At 35.7% G+C, this 19,455-nt stretch carries 18 protein-coding genes; 6 read left to right on the forward strand and 12 right to left on the reverse strand.

Annotated features, from left to right (window positions below):
• Positions 1 to 6: 6 nt before the first annotated feature.
• Entirely contained in the window at positions 7 to 2,073 is a 2,067-nt protein-coding gene (metG, locus tag ES677_RS07290) for a methionine--tRNA ligase (protein WP_148380897.1), read from the reverse strand.
• Positions 2,074 to 2,148: 75 nt separating this feature from the next.
• On the opposite strand from metG, the gene ES677_RS07295 reads away from it, so the two are divergent.
• Positions 2,149 to 3,168, forward strand: coding sequence for a S66 peptidase family protein (locus ES677_RS07295; protein ID WP_148380898.1), 1,020 nt, complete (start codon positions 2,149 to 2,151; stop codon positions 3,166 to 3,168).
• A gap of 9 nt (positions 3,169 to 3,177) precedes the next feature.
• Here the strand turns inward: ES677_RS07295 and ES677_RS07300 are convergent, their stop codons facing one another.
• Together ES677_RS07300 and ES677_RS07305 are read right to left on the reverse strand one after the other, a co-directional pair.
• Entirely contained in the window at positions 3,178 to 3,531 is a 354-nt protein-coding gene (locus ES677_RS07300; protein WP_148369404.1) for a hypothetical protein, read from the reverse strand.
• Entirely contained in the window at positions 3,528 to 3,833 is a 306-nt protein-coding gene (locus ES677_RS07305; RefSeq protein ID WP_148380899.1) for a hypothetical protein, read from the reverse strand. The genes ES677_RS07300 and ES677_RS07305 overlap by 4 nt, the downstream gene beginning before the upstream one ends.
• Positions 3,834 to 4,074: 241 nt before the next feature.
• On the opposite strand from ES677_RS07305, the gene ES677_RS07310 reads away from it, so the two are divergent.
• Positions 4,075 to 4,434 (forward strand): YraN family protein, encoded by a 360-nt coding sequence (locus ES677_RS07310; RefSeq protein ID WP_148369408.1) that lies wholly within the window; start codon positions 4,075 to 4,077, stop codon positions 4,432 to 4,434.
• A gap of 22 nt (positions 4,435 to 4,456) precedes the next feature.
• Here the strand turns inward: ES677_RS07310 and ES677_RS07315 are convergent, their stop codons facing one another.
• Positions 4,457 to 5,794 (reverse strand): TlpA family protein disulfide reductase, encoded by a 1,338-nt coding sequence (locus ES677_RS07315; RefSeq protein WP_148369410.1) that lies wholly within the window; start codon positions 5,792 to 5,794, stop codon positions 4,457 to 4,459.
• Positions 5,795 to 5,889: 95 nt separating this feature from the next.
• Positions 5,890 to 9,228 carry a transcription-repair coupling factor gene (gene mfd, locus ES677_RS07320; RefSeq protein ID WP_148369412.1) on the reverse strand — a complete coding sequence of 1,113 codons (3,339 nt, stop codon included), beginning with the start codon at positions 9,226 to 9,228 and terminating at the stop codon, positions 5,890 to 5,892.
• A 282-nt stretch (positions 9,229 to 9,510) separates the two neighbouring features.
• Here mfd and ES677_RS07325 point away from each other — a divergent pair, with 282 nt between their 5' ends.
• Positions 9,511 to 9,942 carry a tellurite resistance TerB family protein gene (locus tag ES677_RS07325; RefSeq protein WP_148380900.1) on the forward strand — a complete coding sequence of 144 codons (432 nt, stop codon included), beginning with the start codon at positions 9,511 to 9,513 and terminating at the stop codon, positions 9,940 to 9,942.
• Positions 9,943 to 10,042: 100 nt separating this feature from the next.
• Here the strand turns inward: ES677_RS07325 and fbp are convergent, their stop codons facing one another.
• Positions 10,043 to 11,050 carry a class 1 fructose-bisphosphatase gene (gene fbp / locus ES677_RS07330; RefSeq protein WP_148380901.1) on the reverse strand — a complete coding sequence of 336 codons (1,008 nt, stop codon included), beginning with the start codon at positions 11,048 to 11,050 and terminating at the stop codon, positions 10,043 to 10,045.
• A gap of 123 nt (positions 11,051 to 11,173) precedes the next feature.
• Between fbp and ES677_RS07335 the strand changes: the two genes are divergently transcribed.
• From ES677_RS07335 to ES677_RS07345, 3 genes are read left to right on the forward strand one after another with little or no spacing between them, the layout of a single operon-like run.
• Positions 11,174 to 11,653, forward strand: a complete 480-nt coding sequence (locus ES677_RS07335; RefSeq protein ID WP_148369418.1) for a GNAT family N-acetyltransferase — start codon at positions 11,174 to 11,176, stop codon at positions 11,651 to 11,653.
• Positions 11,653 to 12,903 carry an aspartate kinase gene (locus ES677_RS07340; protein ID WP_148380902.1) on the forward strand — a complete coding sequence of 417 codons (1,251 nt, stop codon included), beginning with the start codon at positions 11,653 to 11,655 and terminating at the stop codon, positions 12,901 to 12,903. Before ES677_RS07335 ends, ES677_RS07340 begins: the two co-directional genes overlap by 1 nt.
• 42 nt (positions 12,904 to 12,945) lie before the next feature.
• Positions 12,946 to 14,757 carry a GNAT family N-acyltransferase gene (locus tag ES677_RS07345; protein ID WP_148380903.1) on the forward strand — a complete coding sequence of 604 codons (1,812 nt, stop codon included), beginning with the start codon at positions 12,946 to 12,948 and terminating at the stop codon, positions 14,755 to 14,757.
• 91 nt (positions 14,758 to 14,848) lie between these two features.
• Here the strand turns inward: ES677_RS07345 and ES677_RS07350 are convergent, their stop codons facing one another.
• The 6 genes from ES677_RS07350 to rsmA form a co-directional block, all read right to left on the reverse strand.
• A complete protein-coding gene (locus ES677_RS07350) occupies positions 14,849 to 15,184 on the reverse strand; it encodes a TM2 domain-containing protein (RefSeq protein ID WP_148369424.1) in 336 nt (111 codons plus the stop codon).
• 73 nt (positions 15,185 to 15,257) lie between these two features.
• Complete coding sequence (locus ES677_RS07355) at positions 15,258 to 15,644, reverse strand: VOC family protein (protein WP_148380904.1); 387 nt, start codon at positions 15,642 to 15,644, stop codon at positions 15,258 to 15,260.
• Positions 15,645 to 15,646: 2 nt separating this feature from the next.
• The gene (locus tag ES677_RS07360; RefSeq protein ID WP_148380905.1) at positions 15,647 to 16,105 is read right to left on the reverse strand and encodes a DUF1801 domain-containing protein; all 459 of its coding nucleotides are present in this window, start codon (positions 16,103 to 16,105) and stop codon (positions 15,647 to 15,649) included.
• An 81-nt stretch (positions 16,106 to 16,186) separates the two neighbouring features.
• Entirely contained in the window at positions 16,187 to 17,122 is a 936-nt protein-coding gene (locus ES677_RS07365) for a 2-hydroxyacid dehydrogenase (RefSeq protein WP_148380906.1), read from the reverse strand.
• Positions 17,123 to 17,239: 117 nt separating this feature from the next.
• Positions 17,240 to 18,613: a magnesium transporter gene (gene mgtE / locus ES677_RS07370; RefSeq protein ID WP_148369431.1), complete on the reverse strand. Its 1,374-nt coding sequence runs from the start codon at positions 18,611 to 18,613 to the stop codon at positions 17,240 to 17,242.
• A 20-nt stretch (positions 18,614 to 18,633) separates the two neighbouring features.
• On the reverse strand, positions 18,634 to 19,428 hold the full coding sequence (rsmA, locus tag ES677_RS07375) for a 16S rRNA (adenine(1518)-N(6)/adenine(1519)-N(6))-dimethyltransferase RsmA (RefSeq protein ID WP_148380907.1): 795 nt from the start codon (positions 19,426 to 19,428) through the stop codon (positions 18,634 to 18,636).
• Positions 19,429 to 19,455 lie beyond the last annotated feature (27 nt).

Genomic DNA, 19,455 nt, shown 5'->3' on the forward strand with positions numbered 1-19,455 from the left:
CAAACCTTAACTAATCTGCAACCCGTTTGTTGCTTTTGCATCATCGGGGTTTACAAACACCAATTTACCTTCAGCTGTTTCCGTCATTAAAATCATTCCTTCACTGTTAACGCCGCGAAGTGCTCGTGGTTCTAAGTTGACTAAAACGGTTACTTGTTTACCAATAATTTCTTCCGGTTTAAAACTTTCTGCAATACCAGAAACAATTGTTCTTATATCTATTCCTGTGTCTACTTTTAAAACTAAAAGTTTTTTAGCTTTTGGCATTTTTTTAGCCTCTACAATGGTGCCGACTCTAAGGTCTAATTTTGTAAAATCGTCAAAAGAAGCAGTCTCTTTTTGTGGCTCGATAACTTTATTGGCTGCTTTATTTGCTCTTTTACTGGCTTCTAATTTTTCTAATTGTACTTCTATTTCGCTGTCTTCAACTTTACTGAATAGCAATTCAGCTTTACCAATGTGATGTCCAGCAGCAATTAAGTCGTTTTTAACCGAAATATCGTCCCAAGAATTATTAATGACAGAATCGCTAGAACCAATATTCAATATCGTTTTAAGTTTTGTAGATGTAAATGGTAAAAAAGGCTCGCTTAAAGTTGCTAGAGCAGAAGCAATTTGCAAGGCTACAAACATTATTGTTTTTACGCGCTCTTCCTCTGTTTTAATCAGTTTCCAAGGCTCTTCATCGGCTAGATATTTATTACCTAATCGTGCTAAATTCATTAATTCTTGACTCGCTTCTCTAAAACGATAACGCTCGATAGAGCTAGAAATAACCGACGGATAGGCTTTTATAGCAGCTAATGTTTCCTCGTCTATTGTAGTAAAATCATTTGGAGCAGGAATTATTCCGTCATAATATTTGTTCGTTAATACCACCACTCGGTTTATAAAGTTACCAAAAATAGCGACAAGCTCGTTATTATTTCTCGCTTGGAAATCTTTCCAAGTAAAGTCATTATCCTTAGTTTCCGGAGCATTGGCTGTTAATGCATAACGCAATACATCTTGCTTATTAGGGAAATCTTTTAAATACTCTGGTAACCAAACCGCCCAATTTTTTGAGGTCGATAATTTTTTGCCTTCTAAATTTAAAAACTCGTTTGCTGGTACGTTGTCTGGTAAAATATAACTGCCTTCCGCTTTAAGCATGGCCGGGAAAATAATACAGTGAAACACTATATTATCTTTACCTATAAAGTGTACTAATTTCGTGTTCTCGTCTTTCCAGTACGGTGTCCAATCTTTTCCTACACGCTCTGCCCATTCTTTGGTTGCAGAGATGTAGCCTATAGGAGCATCAAACCAAACATAAAGCACTTTGCCTTCTGCGCCTTTTAACGGTACAGGGATTCCCCAATCTAAATCCCTGGTTACGGCACGCGGACGTAAACCGTCGTCGATCCATGATTTTACTTGTCCGTAAACATTAGGTTTCCAGTCTTTTTTATGGCCTTCAATAATCCACTCTTTTAAAAAGGCTTCGTGTTTATTTAATGGTAAAAACCAGTGTTTCGTTTCTTTTAATGAAGGAACATTTCCTGTTATAGCCGATTTCGGGTTAATAAGATCGGTAGCGTTTAAGCTGGTTCCACAACTTTCACATTGATCGCCGTAAGCTTCTTCGTTGCCACATTTAGGACACGTTCCTGTTACAAAACGGTCTGCCAAAAACTGATTGGCGTCTGCATCGTATAATTGCGCTGTCGTTTCTTCAACAAATTCATTTTTATTATATAATGTGGTAAAAAATTCGGAGGCTGTATCGTGGTGTATTTTGGCCGAGGTACGCGAATAATTATCAAAAGAAATACCAAACTCTTCAAAAGATTTTTTAATATTTACGTGGTATTTATCTACAATATCTTGTGGTGAAACCCCTTCTTTTTTAGCTTTTATAGTTATGGGTACACCGTGCTCATCGCTTCCACAAATAAAAGCGACGTCGTTACCCGTTAACCGTTTAAAACGTGCATAAATATCTGCAGGCACATAAACACCGGCAAGATGTCCTATATGAATAGGGCCATTGGTATAAGGTAAAGCTGCAGTAATAGTATATCTTTTTGACATTTTGAAATCTTTATTTTAAAGGTGTAAAAGTACGCATTTTGATAGGGATTTGGAAAAAAAATGTACATTTACGGTATGTCAAAATTTACATTCATTTTTAGTCTCTGCTGTCTCTTTTTCTTCATCGGAAAAACGACCGTTTCAGCTCAAGATTTTACAACCCCTAAAACCACTCAAAAATTGATACAACCACCCTATTTAAAAGTTGGAGACTCTGTGGCTATTGTGGCCCCTTCAGGAATTTTACAAAATAGAAAACAAGAGGTTGCTACCGCAAAAGAGCTTTTAGAAAGTTGGGGATTAAAAGTCATGATTGGGAAACACGTATTTAGTCAAGCCCATCATTTTGCTGGTACAGACAACGAGCGTTGTGAAGATTTCCAAAAGGCATTAGATAATTCTAATATTAAGGCCATTTGGGCTGCTCGCGGAGGATATGGTACCGTGCGTATTTTAGATAAATTGGATTATTCTACATTTTTAAAACACCCAAAATGGGTGATTGGTTACAGTGATATTACCGCCTTACACAACCAAATTAATACGATAGGAGTAGAGAGTTTACACGCGTTAATGGCAGTGAGTTTGGGTGACGCATCCAGTGCCATTAAAGCATCTATCTCCACCTTTAAATCCACACTTTTTGGTAAATCGTTACAATATGATTTAACAGGCTCAAAGTATAATAAAATAGGTGAGACTTCGGGGCAACTTGTGGGAGGGAATTTAACTATTTTACATACTATGCTAGGCTCAAATACAAGTTTAGATATGACTGGTAAAATACTTTTTATTGAAGAGATTGGAGAGTATGCGTATCATATCGATCGTATGCTGCAAAGCTTAAAACGTGCGGGATATTTTGAAAATTGTAAAGGTATTATAGTGGGTGATATGAGCAAAGTGAGAAAAAACACTACGCCGTGGGGAAAACCTATTCAGCAACTTATTTTGGACGTGGTAGCCGATTATAATTTTCCGGTTGCTTTTAATATGCCGGCAGGTCACGAAAACGATAACCGCGCTTTAATTTTAGGGCGAACAATTCAATTAAAGGTGGCAAAAGACGCAACTACAATCCGTTTTGATGAATAATCTACCATTTTAATACAAGCGTTTCTGAAAGGTATAAAACAGACCAGATCCTATAACATACAAGCCAACATCTATAATATCTGCGGTATAACGGCTATTGTAGTGTGGTAAAAGCCATTCAAAATACAGAGCATAATAAATTGTTAGTGCCATAATTGCTCCCAACGGAATAGAGATTAAGTTGTTTTGCTTCGCGATGCGAACGGTAGCCAAACAGGCGCTCAATACAATAGGCATACACAATACATCACTGAGATAGAAAGCCACCCAATTAGGTAATGGTACGGCGGCCATTTTAGCAAAATAAATAGCTAAAGTAAGCGCGGAAACAACTAAAAACAAAGGGTGTTTTAAAATACTCATGCTGCAATAGCCGCAATTAGCCAAGCGATAAATATACCAACGGCCATTACAGCCATCCAAATCGATTTAATCACTTTTACAAAAGCGCGTACCATCCAAAAACGATGTGCTTCATATTTTTCAAAAAACGAAGGATTGTTTTTTTTCTCAAGACGTCGAAGATCTAATCGTGCTTCTTGTTCTTTTTTGTGGGCCAGTTCACGTCGTTTTTTATACGATAATAAAGTGTTACACTCCGAGCAATAATCCCTATTCGTATTATAGACACCACAATTAGGGCACTTAATATTTCGACTCACCATAGCAACTCTTTAACGTTAACTGTAAAGGTATTACTATTTATAGAACTTTCCTTAACTCTAGTTTAGTGTAAATTGTATTATATTTAAAAGGAATACATTTATAGGGTGACAATGGAAAGCACTATTTTCTATGTCTATGTCTATGTCTATGTCTTTAGTGTGATAGTATTGATATAGAATTAAATACTATAGGCTTAAGTTTAATTATCTTATAGAGTGTATATCGCTAACATTACAATTTATGGCTCAGCACAACGAACTCGGAAAAGAAGGTGAGAAAATGGCAGTAGCGTATCTTCAAAAAAAAGGATATGCTATTCTAGAACGTAATTACCGTTTTCAAAAAGCGGAAGTCGATATTATCGCCCAATTAAAAGATATATTGGCTATTGTGGAGGTAAAAACGCGATCTACAGCCGATTTTGGAAACCCACAGGACTTTGTGAAACCAAAGCAAATTCAACGCTTAGTGAGCGCGGTACACGAATATGTGACCGATAATAAATTAGACGTTGAGGTGCGTTTTGATATTATAGCCATTATAAAAGAAAATAAAACGGTAAAACTAGAACATTTAGAAAATGCGTTTTATCATTTCTAATGGCATTTCTTAAAGAGCGTTACTATTCTTTAGAAGTTTTAACCTGTCGCGAATCGAAATAATTCTTTACCGAAGTGATATCATAAGGTTTAGCCACAATTTCCTTGTTGCTATTCAGTATAAAATAAGAAGGCGTGCCGCTAATATTATAATTGTCGCCTATTTCGTTATTCCATTTACCCTCGCCAAATACGTGTATAAATTCAGGGAAATCAGTAATCATTTCGTCCCAGCGTGCTTTATCATTTTCTAAAGCTATGGCAATCACCAGGATTTTTTCTTTAGCTATCGGTTTTATGTAATCTTCTAATTGCGGTACCTCCTCTAAACAATGTGAGCAATTTGTACTCCAAAATACTAAAATATAGTTCTCAGAGCTATCTAAGGCGCTCAATTTGGTACTTTCATTAATGTTTAATGTGATATCGAAGTCTGGAGCGACTTTACCTAAAGAAATATTTTTAAACGGCACAATCGCATCCATTATTTTTCTGTCTTGGTCTGCTTTTGCAAGGTCTAATAAATAGTTATCTGTGATATAATTTGCTATAGATTCATTGCCTGTTTCCGCAAACTTGCGCCACATAATATCCAAAATCGTTTTCTTAACTTTAGGATTGTTTCCTATCGCTTTCACCGCTACATCTATATTTTCTTTGTAAGATGCATTAAGGACATTGCGATCTACAAAACCGTATACATAGCTAGTTGCATTTTTAATTAAAAAATTAGAGTTTTGGAGTGCGTCATCGCTAAAATCGATATTTGTAAAATAATAGTTTTTTATGTTGTTCGAAAATGTCGTTACATCTTCGTGTACTGAAGGAATATAAGGTCTACACGCTTTTATAAAATGATTAACAAGCATTCCTTTTGAAGCCTTTTCAAACTCATTCTGTGTTTTACTTAAAATGGCGAAAATACTTTTATAGCCGTCTTTATCTACTTTCTGAGAACCATAATAGTTGCGAATACTTTGGTTGATTAAAGCAATACTTTTATTGTAAGAGGCGTACATTTTATTCTCTGAAGAAGTGGTGAACTTCACACCGTCGTTTTTATTAAAATCGAAAGCAATGTCTTCTTTTCCGTTATAAATAAAGTCGAAATAATTATCCTCTTGTGGTTGTGCGTACACCAATCTAAATGTTCCAGACACTATGCTTTTATCTAAAGCCATTTTAAAAGTGCCATCGCTACTAACATCGGCATTGGTTATAAACGTTGCGGCATTTGGTGTTACGCGGTATAAAAAAGCAAATTTATACTCTTTTGCAGGCGAAAATGAGCCCGATATAGTGTGCTGAGCTAGCAAAAGAGTAGGTAGAAAAGTGAGTATAAATAGAAAGTTTTTTTTCATTGTATTAGGTTTTATTCAGTTAAAACAAAAGTTAAGCCAGTTCGTGTCTCAAAAGCATTAAAGCATTAAAAAAGATTAACGTCGTCTTAAAAGTATTAATTTAAAATCGGTTTTAAAGCAGAAAGTGCCTGATTTACCGATTTAATTTTATCGAAAGTAATAATGAGTCGTAAGCCATTTCGCGTTTCTTTTTCTTTCATCTTACACGATTGTGGGTGCTTTTGAACGTATTGAATTACTAAATTAAAATTCTGACTTTGATAAAATTTGCTCTGTTGGTCGTTAACAAAATAGCAAATTAATTTACCTTTTTTCATTATAGCTTTTTCAATGCCTAATTTAGTAGCTATCCATTTTAAGCGCACGCTATTAAATAAATCTACCACTTGCACAGGTAATTCCCCGAAGCGGTCTACAACATCCAATTCAAATTTTTGAAGTTCCTCTTCTGTTTTAAACGTATTTAATTGCGTGTAAAAATTTAAGCGTTCTGCAATATTATTCACATAATCATCAGGAAATAGTAATTCGAAATCGGTATCGATGGTCATATCCTTCACATATTCTTTATCTTGAATCTCATCGGGATATAAATCGGCAAACTCGTTTTGCTTTAATTCTTCAATCGCTTCATTTAATATTTTCTGATAGGTATCGAATCCTATTTCATTAATAAATCCACTTTGTTCACCACCTAATAAATCACCGGCACCACGAATCTCTAAATCCTTCATTGCGATATTAAAACCACTACCTAAAGCCGTAAATTGCTCTAATGCCTGAATACGTTTACGCGCGTCATCGGTCATTGCAGAATATTCTGGTGTAATAAAATAACAAAAGGCTTTTTTATTGCTTCGTCCTACACGACCACGCATTTGGTGTAAATCACTCAAGCCAAAATTATTCGCATTATTTATAAAAATAGTGTTCGCATTGGGTACATCTAGACCGCTTTCAATAATGGTAGTACTTACTAAAACATCAAATTCACCGTTTATAAACGATAGCATTAAAGATTCCAGTTTTTTACCTTCCATTTGGCCGTGACCAATCCCAATTTTAGCATCGGGAACCAACCGCTGAATCATTCCCGCGACTTCTTTTATGTTTTCAATTCTATTATGGATAAAGAAAATTTGCCCGCCACGTTGAATTTCATAACTCACCGCATCGCGAATAGTTTCTTCGTTAAAACGCGTTACATTACTTTCTATAGGATGTCTATTTGGCGGGGCAGTTGTAATTACCGATAAATCGCGAGCTGCCATTAAACTAAACTGAAGCGTTCTAGGTATTGGTGTCGCCGTTAGCGTTAATACGTCGACATTTTCTTTTAGTGTTTTAAGCTTTTCTTTTACGGCAACACCAAATTTCTGCTCTTCATCGACGATTAGTAAGCCTAAGTTTTTAAATTTTATGTTTTTATTGACGAGCGTGTGGGTGCCTATAATAATATCGACGTGTCCTTTTTCTAATTTTTCTAAGGTTTCTTTTTTTTGCTTAGGTGTTCTAAAACGGTTTAAATAATCTACGGTTACAGGAAATTCCTTAAGTCGTTCTGAAAACGTTTTATGGTGTTGAAATGCTAAAATGGTAGTCGGTACTAAAACGGCAACTTGTTTTCCATTATCTACCGCTTTAAAAGCCGCACGAATGGCCACTTCGGTTTTACCGAAACCAACATCTCCACAAATTAGACGATCCATTGGGCGCTCACTTTCCATATCTGCTTTAATATCTCCAGTGGCTGTGCTTTGGTCTGGCGTATCTTCGTATATAAACGACGCTTCTAATTCGTGCTGTAAATAAGTATCTGGGCTATACTGGTATCCTTTTTCTAATTTCCGTTTGGCGTATAGTTTTATTAAATTGAAAGCAACGTGTTTTACACGGGCTTTTGTTTTCTCTTTAAGTGTTTTCCAAGCTTTACTACCTAATTTATAAACTTTTGGAGGCTTGCCATCTTTACCGTTAAACTTGGTTATTTTATGTAACGAATGGATACTTAAATATAAAATATCGCGCTCGCCGTACACCAATTTAATTGCTTCTTGTTTATTGCCTTCAACATCAATTTTTTTAAGTCCGCCAAAACGTCCAATACCGTGATCGATATGAGTTACATAATCACCAATATCTAAATTGGTTAATTCTTTTAAAGTGATGGCTTGCTTTTTTGCATACCCATTTTTAAGATGAAACTTATGGTAGCGTTCAAAAATTTGATGATCGGTGTAGCACACAATTTTGTTATCGTGATCTACAAAACCTTGAAATAACGATAACGTGAGGGTTGTATAACTTACCTCTTGCTCTACATCGTTAAATATATCGTGAAAACGCTTAGCTTGTTGCTCGCTAATGCAAGCGATATAATTAGTAAACCCTTTGTTATGGTTGCTATTTAAATTATCTATTAATAAATTAAATTGCTTATTAAAAGCGGGTTGAGGTGTCGTGTTATATGTTATTACCGTCGAGCTGTTTAACCAAGAGTGGCTGCCAAACTCTACTAAGGTAAACTCTAATAGCTGTTTTTTTAACACCGTAGAATTACAAAACAAAGCGGTAGGCTCTGCGTGTTTAATCTCAGACGATAAGCTTTGAAATGCAGCTTCCGCTTTGCCAAAGAAATCGTCGATTCTTGAAAATAGTAGATCAAGATTTTTAGTATAAATAATTGTTTTTTGAGCAATATATTTTAAAAAACTAGCTCTTGTTTCCTCTAAAAGTTTGTTTTCGACATTTGGAATAATGCCAATTTTTTTTATCTGCTCGTTAGACAATTGGGTTTCTACATCGAAGGTTCTAATGCTATCCACATCGTCACCGAAAAATTCAATTCTAAACGGCTCATCGTGCGAAAAGGAAAAGACATCTACAATACCGCCACGAACAGAAAACTCGCCAGGTTCGGTAACAAAATCAACGCGTTTAAATTTGTATTCAAATAAGATTTCGTTGACAAAATCTATGGATAAATTATCGCCAACGTTAATTTTTAGGGTGTTGCGTTCTAGTTCTTTTCTAGTCACTACTTTTTCGAAAAGCGCATCGGGATACGTGACAATTACGGCGGGTTTTTTTTGCGAATTAATCCGGTTTAAAACTTCCGATCGCAGTAAAACATTAGCATTGTCGGTGCCTTCAATTTGGTACGGCCTACGGTAGCTGCCGGGGTAAAACAAAACATCTTTAGGGTTAAGAAGTTGTTCTAAATCGTTTAAGTAAAAAGCAGCTTCTTCTTTATCGTTTAAAATAATAAGAAAAGGTTTATCTGCAGTTTTAAAAGTTTCGCTTAAAACGAAGGATAATGAGGAGCCCACAAGTCCTTTTAAATGGGTCTTACTTTCAGGTTGGGCAATAGCAGTTTGCAGTTTTTGCAGTTGCAAAGACTTTGAATAGACTTGCGAGATTATAGATTTGCTCACGAATTTTAATTTTGTACAAAGATAGGTTTTACTTGTCTAATTTTAAATACCGAATTTTTAATAGTGTATTATGGGTCGTGCTATCTGAGTATTGAAGGTTACACAGTGATAATTACCTCTAAAAAAAAGGGTCTATATTTTTATTAAACAGACCTGCTAGAAGTTATAAATTAGTTTTTTAATCTGTTTTTAGTTCAAAAATGACTCTGTTAAAAAAAGAAAGTTTTAATTTTAAAAGGATTTAACTTTAGTTATATTTGCAGCATATAAAACAATACATATATGTCATTTTCAGATTTATTCGATAGTGGATTTAAAAAGCGTAATGAAGATCATTTTGCTTCGATTGTAAGAGTTGCTATGGATGATGGAATTATTAGTGCTGAAGAGAAAGCCTTTTTAGACCGATTGGCTCGTAATTTAGATATTAGTGAAGGCGATTATGAAATAATCTTGAAAGATTACCAATCGCATCCCATTAATCCACCAACAACTTACGATAGACGTTTAGAGCGGTTGTACGATTTATCTCGTATGGTTTATGTAGATCATATTAAAGGGGATACTGAAGAAATCTTACTTCGAAAAATCGCGGTAGGTTTAGGGTTTTCTCACGAAAATGTGGCTTATGTTGTAGATAAAGCATTAACCTTAGTCAGTGATGGTGTGGATGTCGATACCTTTATGGATGAAATTAAGCAAATGAATAGATAATACGCTATTTAAAAATTAGTATAATAAAAAGCGAGCTCATAATTTTATGAGCTCGCTTTTTTTGCTTTGTTAATTACGTTACCTTTTGTATTAGTTTTATCTATTTCCCTTTTTGAATAAAGTCTTCTAGAGTATTCACCATTGTTTTGCTTCCGCAGAAAAACGGAACACGCTCATGAAGCTCGGTTGGTTTAATATCTAATATTCTTGTAACACCGTCGCTAGCTTTACCATTAGCTTGTTCAGCAATAAAAGCCATAGGATTACATTCGTATAATAAACGCAACTTTCCGTTCGTCGCTTTAGAGCTTTTAGGGTACATATAGATACCTCCTTTTATCATATTTCTATGGAAATCGGAGACTAACGATCCTATATAACGCGCCGTGTATGGTCTGTTATCTTCTTCCATTTGGCAATATTTAATATAGTCTTTTACACCTTGTGGAAAATGAATGTAATTTCCTTCGTTAACCGAGTATATGTTTCCATTTTCTGGGAATTCCATAGTTGGGTGCGATAAATAAAACGTACCAATTGCTGGGTTTAACGTAAAACCATTGACACCTGCTCCCGTAGTGTAAACTAACATTGTAGAAGTGCCGTAAACCACATAACCGGCAGCGACTTGTTGGTTTCCTTCCTGTAAAAAGTCGTCTATAGTAACAGGGGTTCCAATAGGTGTAACACGTCTGTAAATAGAAAAAATAGTACCTACCGATACATTAACATCGATGTTTGAAGAACCATCTAAAGGATCTATTAAAACCACATATTTATTCTGGTTGTTTTCATCCTGACTGTTTATTGTAATAAAATCGTCCTCTTCTTCACTTGCAATACCACAGACGATATTTCTATTTTTAAGCGTTTGTATAAATTTATCGTTGGCATACACATCCAATTTTTGTTGGTCTTCACCTTGAATGTTTACATCTCCAGCGGCACCAATAATATCAACTAACCCAGCTTTGTTTACTTCGTGACTTACCACCTTCGCAGCGAGTCTAATTGAGTTAATTAATCGGGATAATTCTCCAGATGTGTATTTAAAAGACGACTGGTTTTCAATAATGAATTCGCCTAAGGTTTGATTTTTTCGAGACATAAGTATTGTGTAGTGTTGTTTTTGCAAATATCGTATTTTTTAACACATTAGATAGGTTTCAATACAGATAAATCTTTTAGACCTATTAACTTTAAACTATATTTGCCCACTAAATTAGAGAGTATGAGTTACAACATTCGTTTAGCTGAAAAAAAGGATATGACCGCCGTTTTAAACTTAATCAATGAGTTGGCCGTTTATGAAAAAGAGCCTGATGCAGTAGAAGTTACGGTTAAAGATTTAGAAATTGATGGGTTTGGAGCGCATCCAAAATTCACCTGTTTCGTTGCCGAAACTGAAGCTAATGTCGTGGGAATTGCATTGGTGTATATGCGATTTTCGACTTGGAAAGGCGCTGTTTTACATTTAGAAGATTTAATTGTTAGTGAGAAAATGCGCGGTACAGGTTTAGGAACCGCATTACTTAATACGGTTGTAAAATATGGCGACCAATTGGGCGTTAAGCGTATTAGCTGGGAAGTGTTAGACTGGAACGCACCTGCCATTAATTTTTACGAAAAAAAAGGCGCTAATGTTATGCGCGATTGGGATGTCGTTCACCTTAACGAAAAAGCCATAAAAGGATATCTTAAGACTATTTAATGAGAGTTTTTAAATTTGGAGGCGCTTCAATTCAAGATGCCAACGGCGTAAAAAATGTCGTGCATGTTCTCAATACAGTTGGGTATTCGCGCACGCTATTGGTGGTGTCTGCAATGGGAAAGATGACCAATGCTATTGAACGCGTAATTCATCAATATTTTAATAATCCTAAGGGATTGATAAATGAAATTGATACTGTAAAAATATATCATTTAACTATTGTTGAAGCCCTTTTTGAGAATAAAAATCACTCTGTATACACATCAGTATTACTGCTTTTTGAAGAATTAACACTGTTCTTTAAAACCAATAAATCACCCGATTATAATTTTGTTTACGATCAAGTTATAGGCTATGGCGAGTTACTTTCTACAACTATTGTAAGCGCGTATTTAAATGAGCAATCCATTAAAAATACGTGGCTCGATGTAAGAACGTGCATAAAAACCGATAGTTTTTACAGACGCGCTAATGTGAATTGGGAGCAAACTCAAAAAAACATTTCAGAAGTCGTAGAGGCTTCAACTTTATATATCACACAAGGATTTATAGCTAGCAATCCTAACAACTTTACAACCACTTTAGGTCGCGAAGGAAGTGATTATTCGGCTGCAATTTTTGGGTATTGTTTAAATGCCACCGATGTTACGATCTGGAAAGACGTGCCCGGAGTGCTCAATGCAGATCCTAGGCACTTTAAAAACACGGTTTTACTAAATACTATTTCTTATACAGAAGCTATTGAGTTGGCTTTTTATGGCGCCTCGGTAATACATCCAAAAACACTGCAGCCATTACAAAGAAAAGAAATACCTTTGCATGTAAAATCGTTTATTAATCCTGAAAATCCAGGTACAATAGTCAGAAAGTCCGATGGAATTCAACCAAATACACCGTGTTTTATATTAAAACAGAATCAAATATTACTGTCGCTTTCAACGTTAGACTTTTCGTATGTTGTTGAAGAAAATATAAGCGACATCTTTAATTTACTAGCGTTGCATAAAATGAAGGTTGATGTTATTCAAAATTCGGCCATAAGTTTTTCGGTTTGTTTTGACGACGCATACAATAACTTAGAAAAGTTATTATTACATTTAAAAGCTAAGTTTAAAGTAACGTGTAAGGAAAACGTGTCATTATATACTATTCGGCATTATGACGACGGTGCTATAAAAGCCTTAGAAAACGGTAAAGACGTTTTGTTAAAACAGATGTTTCAGCAAACCGTACAAATAGTAACTAAATAAAGTATTGCTTACATTTGTAAGTGTTAACTTCTAAAATATACAATGGGATTAGTAACAGCAAAGGAGGTATCAAAAGCGATACACCTTGATAAATACGGGGTTTTTGGTACTTTTAGTGGCTGGGTGCTAATGAAAGTTCTTAAAATCTCTACGCTTAATAAAGTCTACGATCGTAATAAACATTTATCCGAAATCGAGTTTTTGGATGCTATTTTAAATGAATTTAAAATTAAATTTGAAATTCCTGAAGAAGATTTAAAACGACTCCCAAAGGAAGGGGCTTATATCACTGTTTCTAATCATCCATTAGGGGGGATTGATGGTATTTTATTATTAAAATTAATGCTAGAAGAGCGTTCGGATTTTAAAATAATAGGTAATTTTTTACTCCATCGTATCACGCCAATGGCGCCATACATAATGCCAGTTAATCCTTTTGAAGATAGGAAGGATGCTAAGTCCAGCATTGCCGGTTTTAAAAGTGCTATTGCGCATTTACGCGACGGACATCCTCTTGGGATCTTTCCTGCAGGCGAAGTCTCTACTTATAGAGATGGTAAATTGGTGGTCGACAAACCTTGGGAAGAAGCAGCGATGAAATTAGCGCAAAAAGCAAATGTACCTATTGTGCCTATTTACTTTCACGCTAAAAACAGCAAGTTGTTTTATAAATTGTCTAAAATTAGCGATACGTTTAGAACAGCAAAATTACCATCGGAAGTGTTAACCCAGAAACGCCGAACTATTAAAGTGCGCGTGGGAAAACCGATTTCTGTAAACGACCAAAACGAACATAAAGATCTACAAAGTTTTACCGATTTTATTCGCCGTAAAACATATATGTTATCGAACACTTTCGAACCGAAAGAGAAAATTATAAATACTATTTCTTCTTCTTTAAAAGGGTTTAAAATTCCTAAAAAAATTGTAACACCTGTGGCGGCAGATATTATGATTAAAGAAGTTGAAGCGCTTTTAGAAAACGATAAGCGTCTATTAGTGAGTAAAAATTACGAAGTGTATTTGGCACCTGCTAAGGACATTCCTAATATTATTAGAGAAATTGGGCGTTTGCGTGAGATTACTTTTAGAGAAGTAGGAGAAGGTACCAATGAAGCCATAGATTTAGACAGTTTTGACACCTATTATCACCATATGTTTTTATGGGATAGTGATTCCAAAATAATTGTTGGCGCCTACCGAATGGGCTTGGGTTCTAAGATATTTGCCAAACACGGAATCGATGGCTTCTATTTACAAGATTTGTTTCGTTTTGAGCCCGAATTATATAAAATGATGGGCGAATCCATAGAGCTGGGCCGTGCATTTATTATTAAAAGCTATCAGCAAAAACCAATGCCTTTATTTTTATTATGGAAAGGAATTGTGCATACCACATTGCGTTTCCCGGAGCATAAATATTTAATTGGAGGGGTTAGTATTAGTAATCAGTTTTCTAATTTCTCGAAATCGTTAATGATCGAGTTTATGAAATCGCACTATTACGATCCTTATGTGGCGCAATACGTGCACCCGAAAAAAGAATTTAAAGTGAAGCTTAAAGACGCTGATAAAGATTTTGTTTTTGATGCCACCGAAGCCGATTTGAATAAGTTTGATAAGATTATCGATGAAATTGAGCCGGGTGCATTACGATTACCGGTATTACTTAAAAAATACATTAAACAAAACGCACGATTGGTCGCTTTTAATGTTGACCCTTTATTTAATAATGCGGTAGACGGATTAATGTATATTAAAATTGCCGATTTACCGGAGAGTACCGTAAGACCTGTAATGGAAGAATTTCAGGCGGAATTAGAAAGTAAGGTTTCAAATAACGGGGATAAATAACGCGGATAAGTAAACGTGGGTATTGCGTAAAATTGAGATAAACGAGATATAAAAAAGGCTAAATACTGTGTGTTTAGCCTTTTTTTAGGTTTTAGAACCATCCCTTTTTACCTAATTGGTAAGTGTTGTAGAATTCTTCATCGGTTTTTGTAAGGTATATTATGCCTTCAATAAAAGGAATAATTCCAGCAATCCCACAAGTTACTATAGAGGCAATGAGTTGAATAATACCTTCTTTGTTGTAACCTAAAATAAATTTATGTACGCCTAAATAACCAAGAAATAAGGCTAATATTCCAACTAAGATTTTCTTGTTTTCAACATTTTTATTATTTCCAAAAGTATCTCTAGCGTTATTAGAGAATTCGTTAGCTGTTTTTTTAGCTTCTGAAGCGAATTCGTTTGCGTCGTCTTTGATAGTATTCATGGTGTCTTTTTTGAGGTTAGTATTTTTTTGCTATACTGTTAAGATATAAAAGTACTAAAAAAAAAGGGGCGTTTTACTTAAAGGCATCGTCAATGGGTTCCCAAAGTTCAATTTTATTACCATCGTTATCTAAAATCCAACCAAATTTACCATAGTCATATTCTTCCATTGTACCTACAATAGTAACGCCTTCAATTTTTAACGCTGCTAAAAGCTCTTTTAAGTTTTCTACGCGATAGTTGAACATAAAATCCTTTTTCGAGGGTTCGAAATGCTCGGTATCGGTTTTAAAGGGGCTCCATTGTGTAGAGCATTCATTATCTTCTTTATCTTTCCACCAAAAAGTAGCCCCGTACTCGTCGGTATTAAAACCTAAATGTTTTTTATACCAATCTTTAGTTGCTTTTGGGTCTTCGGTTTTAAAAAAAAGACCGCCAATACCTGTCACGCGTTTTTTCATAATTATTTATTTTTAATTGCGGTTTCGTAAATTGTTATCCATTCTTTAGTACTCATTTTTGCGGCGAGCTCACCGATAAGATCGAAAGGAATAGCTTCGATGTTTTTAAAGCGGATACAGCTTTTTCCCATATCTAACTTTTGTTTACAACGTTTTGCGTACTCGGAAGTAAACCAATCGCGTACCTCTGTATGCGCATGCAATCCCAAGTGGTAAATGGCTATATGATTTTTTTGTGACGCCAAATTGATAAATGGCAGTGGTGTTTTAGGATCACAATGGTAGCCATCGGGATAAACAGAATGCGGTATCACATAACCTAACATACCGTAGCTAACAACTTCTTCCATTTCTTTGGGAAGATTAGCAAGAAGGGTTTGTCGAAGTTTATTTATGGATTCTCTACGGTTTTCTGGAAGTTGATTACTATACTCTTCTGGCGTATCGGCTTTGTATTGCATTTATAATCGTCTTTAAATATTAAGGACTTTAAAGATATAATAAATGCATTGAAAAGGTAAAAGTAAAGGTGTAAATGCCAATTAACAGAACTTAGCTTTTATTTTATTGACTATGGTTTGAGCAAGTTTTTCTTTACTTTCTATAGTCCATCCGGCAACGTGGGGTGAGAGTAGTACGTTTTTTGAGTTTATTAAATATTTGAAAGCTTCTGGCAATTCGTTGGAAAATAAGTTTTCGAAAGAAGCTTTTTCATATTCTAAAACATCTAAGCCGGCGCCTAAAATAGTTCCCGATTTTAAAGCCGAAACCAGGTTGGAGGTTACGACGCTTTTACCGCGCGCGGTATTTATAAGCCAAAATGGTTTTGCAAACCCGTTTATAAATTCGGTATTTACCATATTTGTGGTTAATGGCGTTTCTGGAGTATGTAAACTTACGACATCACTACGTTGTTGTAGTTCTTGCAACGAGACTTGCGTCGCGTTATCATCGTCCATTTGGGGTTTAATATCGTAACATAAGGTTGTAACCTCAAAACCACGTAGCTTTTTGGCAAACGATTTCCCCATATTGCCGTACCCAATAAGGCCTACGGTTTTTCCATCGAGTTCTAATCCGCGATTATTTTCTCGTAACCATTTGCCGCTACGAACTTCCCGGTCTGCTGTATTGAGTTTATTGAATAGAGAGAGCAGCATTGCTAAGCTGTGTTCTCCTACGGCGTTACAATTGCCTTCTGGGGCCGCTATAAGGGTGATGCCCTTTTGGTGGGCATAAGCACAGTCTATATTTTCTAATCCGGCACCAACACGAGCAATAAATTTTAATTTTGTGGCTTTGTCTAAAAAATCGGCATCTATTTTAAATCGGCTGCGGATAATAAAACCGTCGTAATTATGAATTATTTTTTCAATCCCTTCCTTTGAAGTGCTGTAATCTTCGTCGTTGGTAAACCCTAAAGCGTTTAATTGTTGTATTAAAAGCGGGTGATTGGAATCGAGGTGAAGAATGTTCATAATAGATACTTATTTTAAAAGTGTGGTTTTTTGCGTTAGCGATTGCAGTGTAAATCCTTTTGCTTTTTCGGCAAAAGATTGCAACGGAAAGCGCGACCTTTTAGGTAACGCCCAACTTTAAAAACCGAGTATAAGTTTTGCAATTAAAAAATAGGTTAATATACCAAAGACATCGTTACTGGTGGTTATAAAAGGCCCTGTTGCAACCGCGGGATCTATACCTCTTTTATCTAAAAAGAAAGGGATAAATGTACCAATTAGTGCGGCCATAATAATGACTGATATTAATGCAATACCAATGGTAATTGATACAATATAAGGCGTGCCGAACACAAAATGTGTAATGAATAAAGCGACAGTGGCAATGGCGAAACCGTTAACAATAGCAAGAAAAAACTCTTTTAGAAGCCGTTTTACTATATTGCTATCTACACTGTCGTTTGCCAAACCTTGCACTACAATGGCAGAGGATTGCACACCGACGTTTCCTGCGGTGGCTTGTATAAGCGGTACAAAACTAAGCAGGACGATAAATGAGCCCATAGCTTCGTTAAAATATTCGATAATGCTGGCAGCACCAAGGCCGCCAAATACACCTATTAAAAGCCATGGTAAACGGGCTTTTGTAAGTTTCCAAATGCTATCGTCGGCCTCTACGCCTTGCGAGATACCGGCTGCCATTTGGTAATCTCTGTCGGCTTCCTCACGGATAACATCTACAATATCGTCGATAGTTATACGGCCTAAAAGTGTTTGGTTATCGTTAACGACAGGGATGGCTTCCAGGTCGTATTTTTGCATAATTTTTGCGACTTCTTCAGCACCTTCTTCTACGTTTACATAATCTACACTTTTGATGTAGATGTCTGCAATTTTCTGATCGCTTTTTGCCACAATTAAATCTTTTAGCGATAAACGCCCAATAAGTTTATTTTGGCGGTCTACAACATAGATAGAATGTACTCTTTTAACATCTTTGGCCTGGCCTCTAATACGGCGTAAACACCCGGCAACCGTCCAGTTTTCATAGACTTTTACAAGCTCTTTACCCATTAAACCTCCGGCGGTATCTTGATCGTAGGCTAAAAGTTCTTTAATTTCTGCTTTATGAGCCGCGTTTTCAATATTAGAAATAACTTCTAATTGACGACTTTCGGGAAGCTCGGAAATAATATCTGCCGCATCATCGGTGTCTAGCTCTTCAACTTCTTCGGCAATTTCTTTGGCAGATAGTGTTTTTAATATTTTCTCACGGTTATCCTCGTTCAGTTCCATTAATATTTCGGAAGTGGTCTCTGAGTCTAACAGTTTTATAACGTAAGTAGCGTCTTCTAAGCCGACTTCGTCAAGAATTTCGGCAATATCTGCGTGGTGAAATTCATTTAAAAGGGTATGTAGTTCTGTATCGCTTTGTGAAGCGATAAGTTGTTCTACCAGTGCTACAAGTTCGTCTGTAAGTTCGAATTGTGTGTTTTCGTTTTGCTCAATCAAACAATAATAATTTAAAGGGTTTATTTATCGTTTTCAATCATCATCGTTAACTCTATAAAGGCTTGAACGCTTAATTGTTCTGGCCGTTTGCCAAAGATAGTATCTTCTCGCAAATTATCGCTTAATTCTAGCATTTTTAAACTGTTACGAAGTGTTTTGCGGCGTTGTTGGAACGCTTGTTTCACAACTCTAAAAAAGAGTTTGTCGTCGCACGGTAAGCTAAAGTCTTCTTTTCGTTTTAAAACGAGAACGCCAGACTCTACTTTTGGTGGTGGGGTAAACGCCGTTGGGGGGACTGTAAAGAGGTACTCGGCGTCGTAAAAAGCTTGAGTTAAAACCGATAAAATACCGTACACTTTACTGCCTTCCTTAGAGCAAATACGTTGCGCCACTTCTTTTTGAAACATTCCTGAAAATTCCGGAATCTGATCTCTTAACGCTAAGGTTTTAAATACAATTTGCGTAGATATATTATACGGAAAATTACCAATTATAGCGAAGGGTTCTTTATTAAAGGTTTCGCTAACGTCGTATTTTAAAAAATCTTGTTCTATAATTCTTGGCGCAAGATTCAAGTAGTTGTTTTTTAAATACGCTACACTTTCTGTGTCTATTTCTATAGCATAAAGCGTACACTCTTTTTTTAATAAATACTTAGTGAGAACGCCCATTCCTGGCCCAATTTCTAATACTTTATTATACCCCTTAAAGCTGATGCTGTTGGCAATACGTTCGGCTACAGTTTCGTCTTCTAAAAAATGCTGACCTAAGAATTTTTTTGCTTTTACTTGATGATTGTTCCCTTTGTAAGCCATTTTTTTATGTTGAAGCGTTGCTATTTA

The sequence above is a fragment of the Bizionia gelidisalsuginis genome, from assembly GCF_008086185.1.
GTDB lineage: Bacteria > Bacteroidota > Bacteroidia > Flavobacteriales > Flavobacteriaceae > Bizionia > Bizionia saleffrena.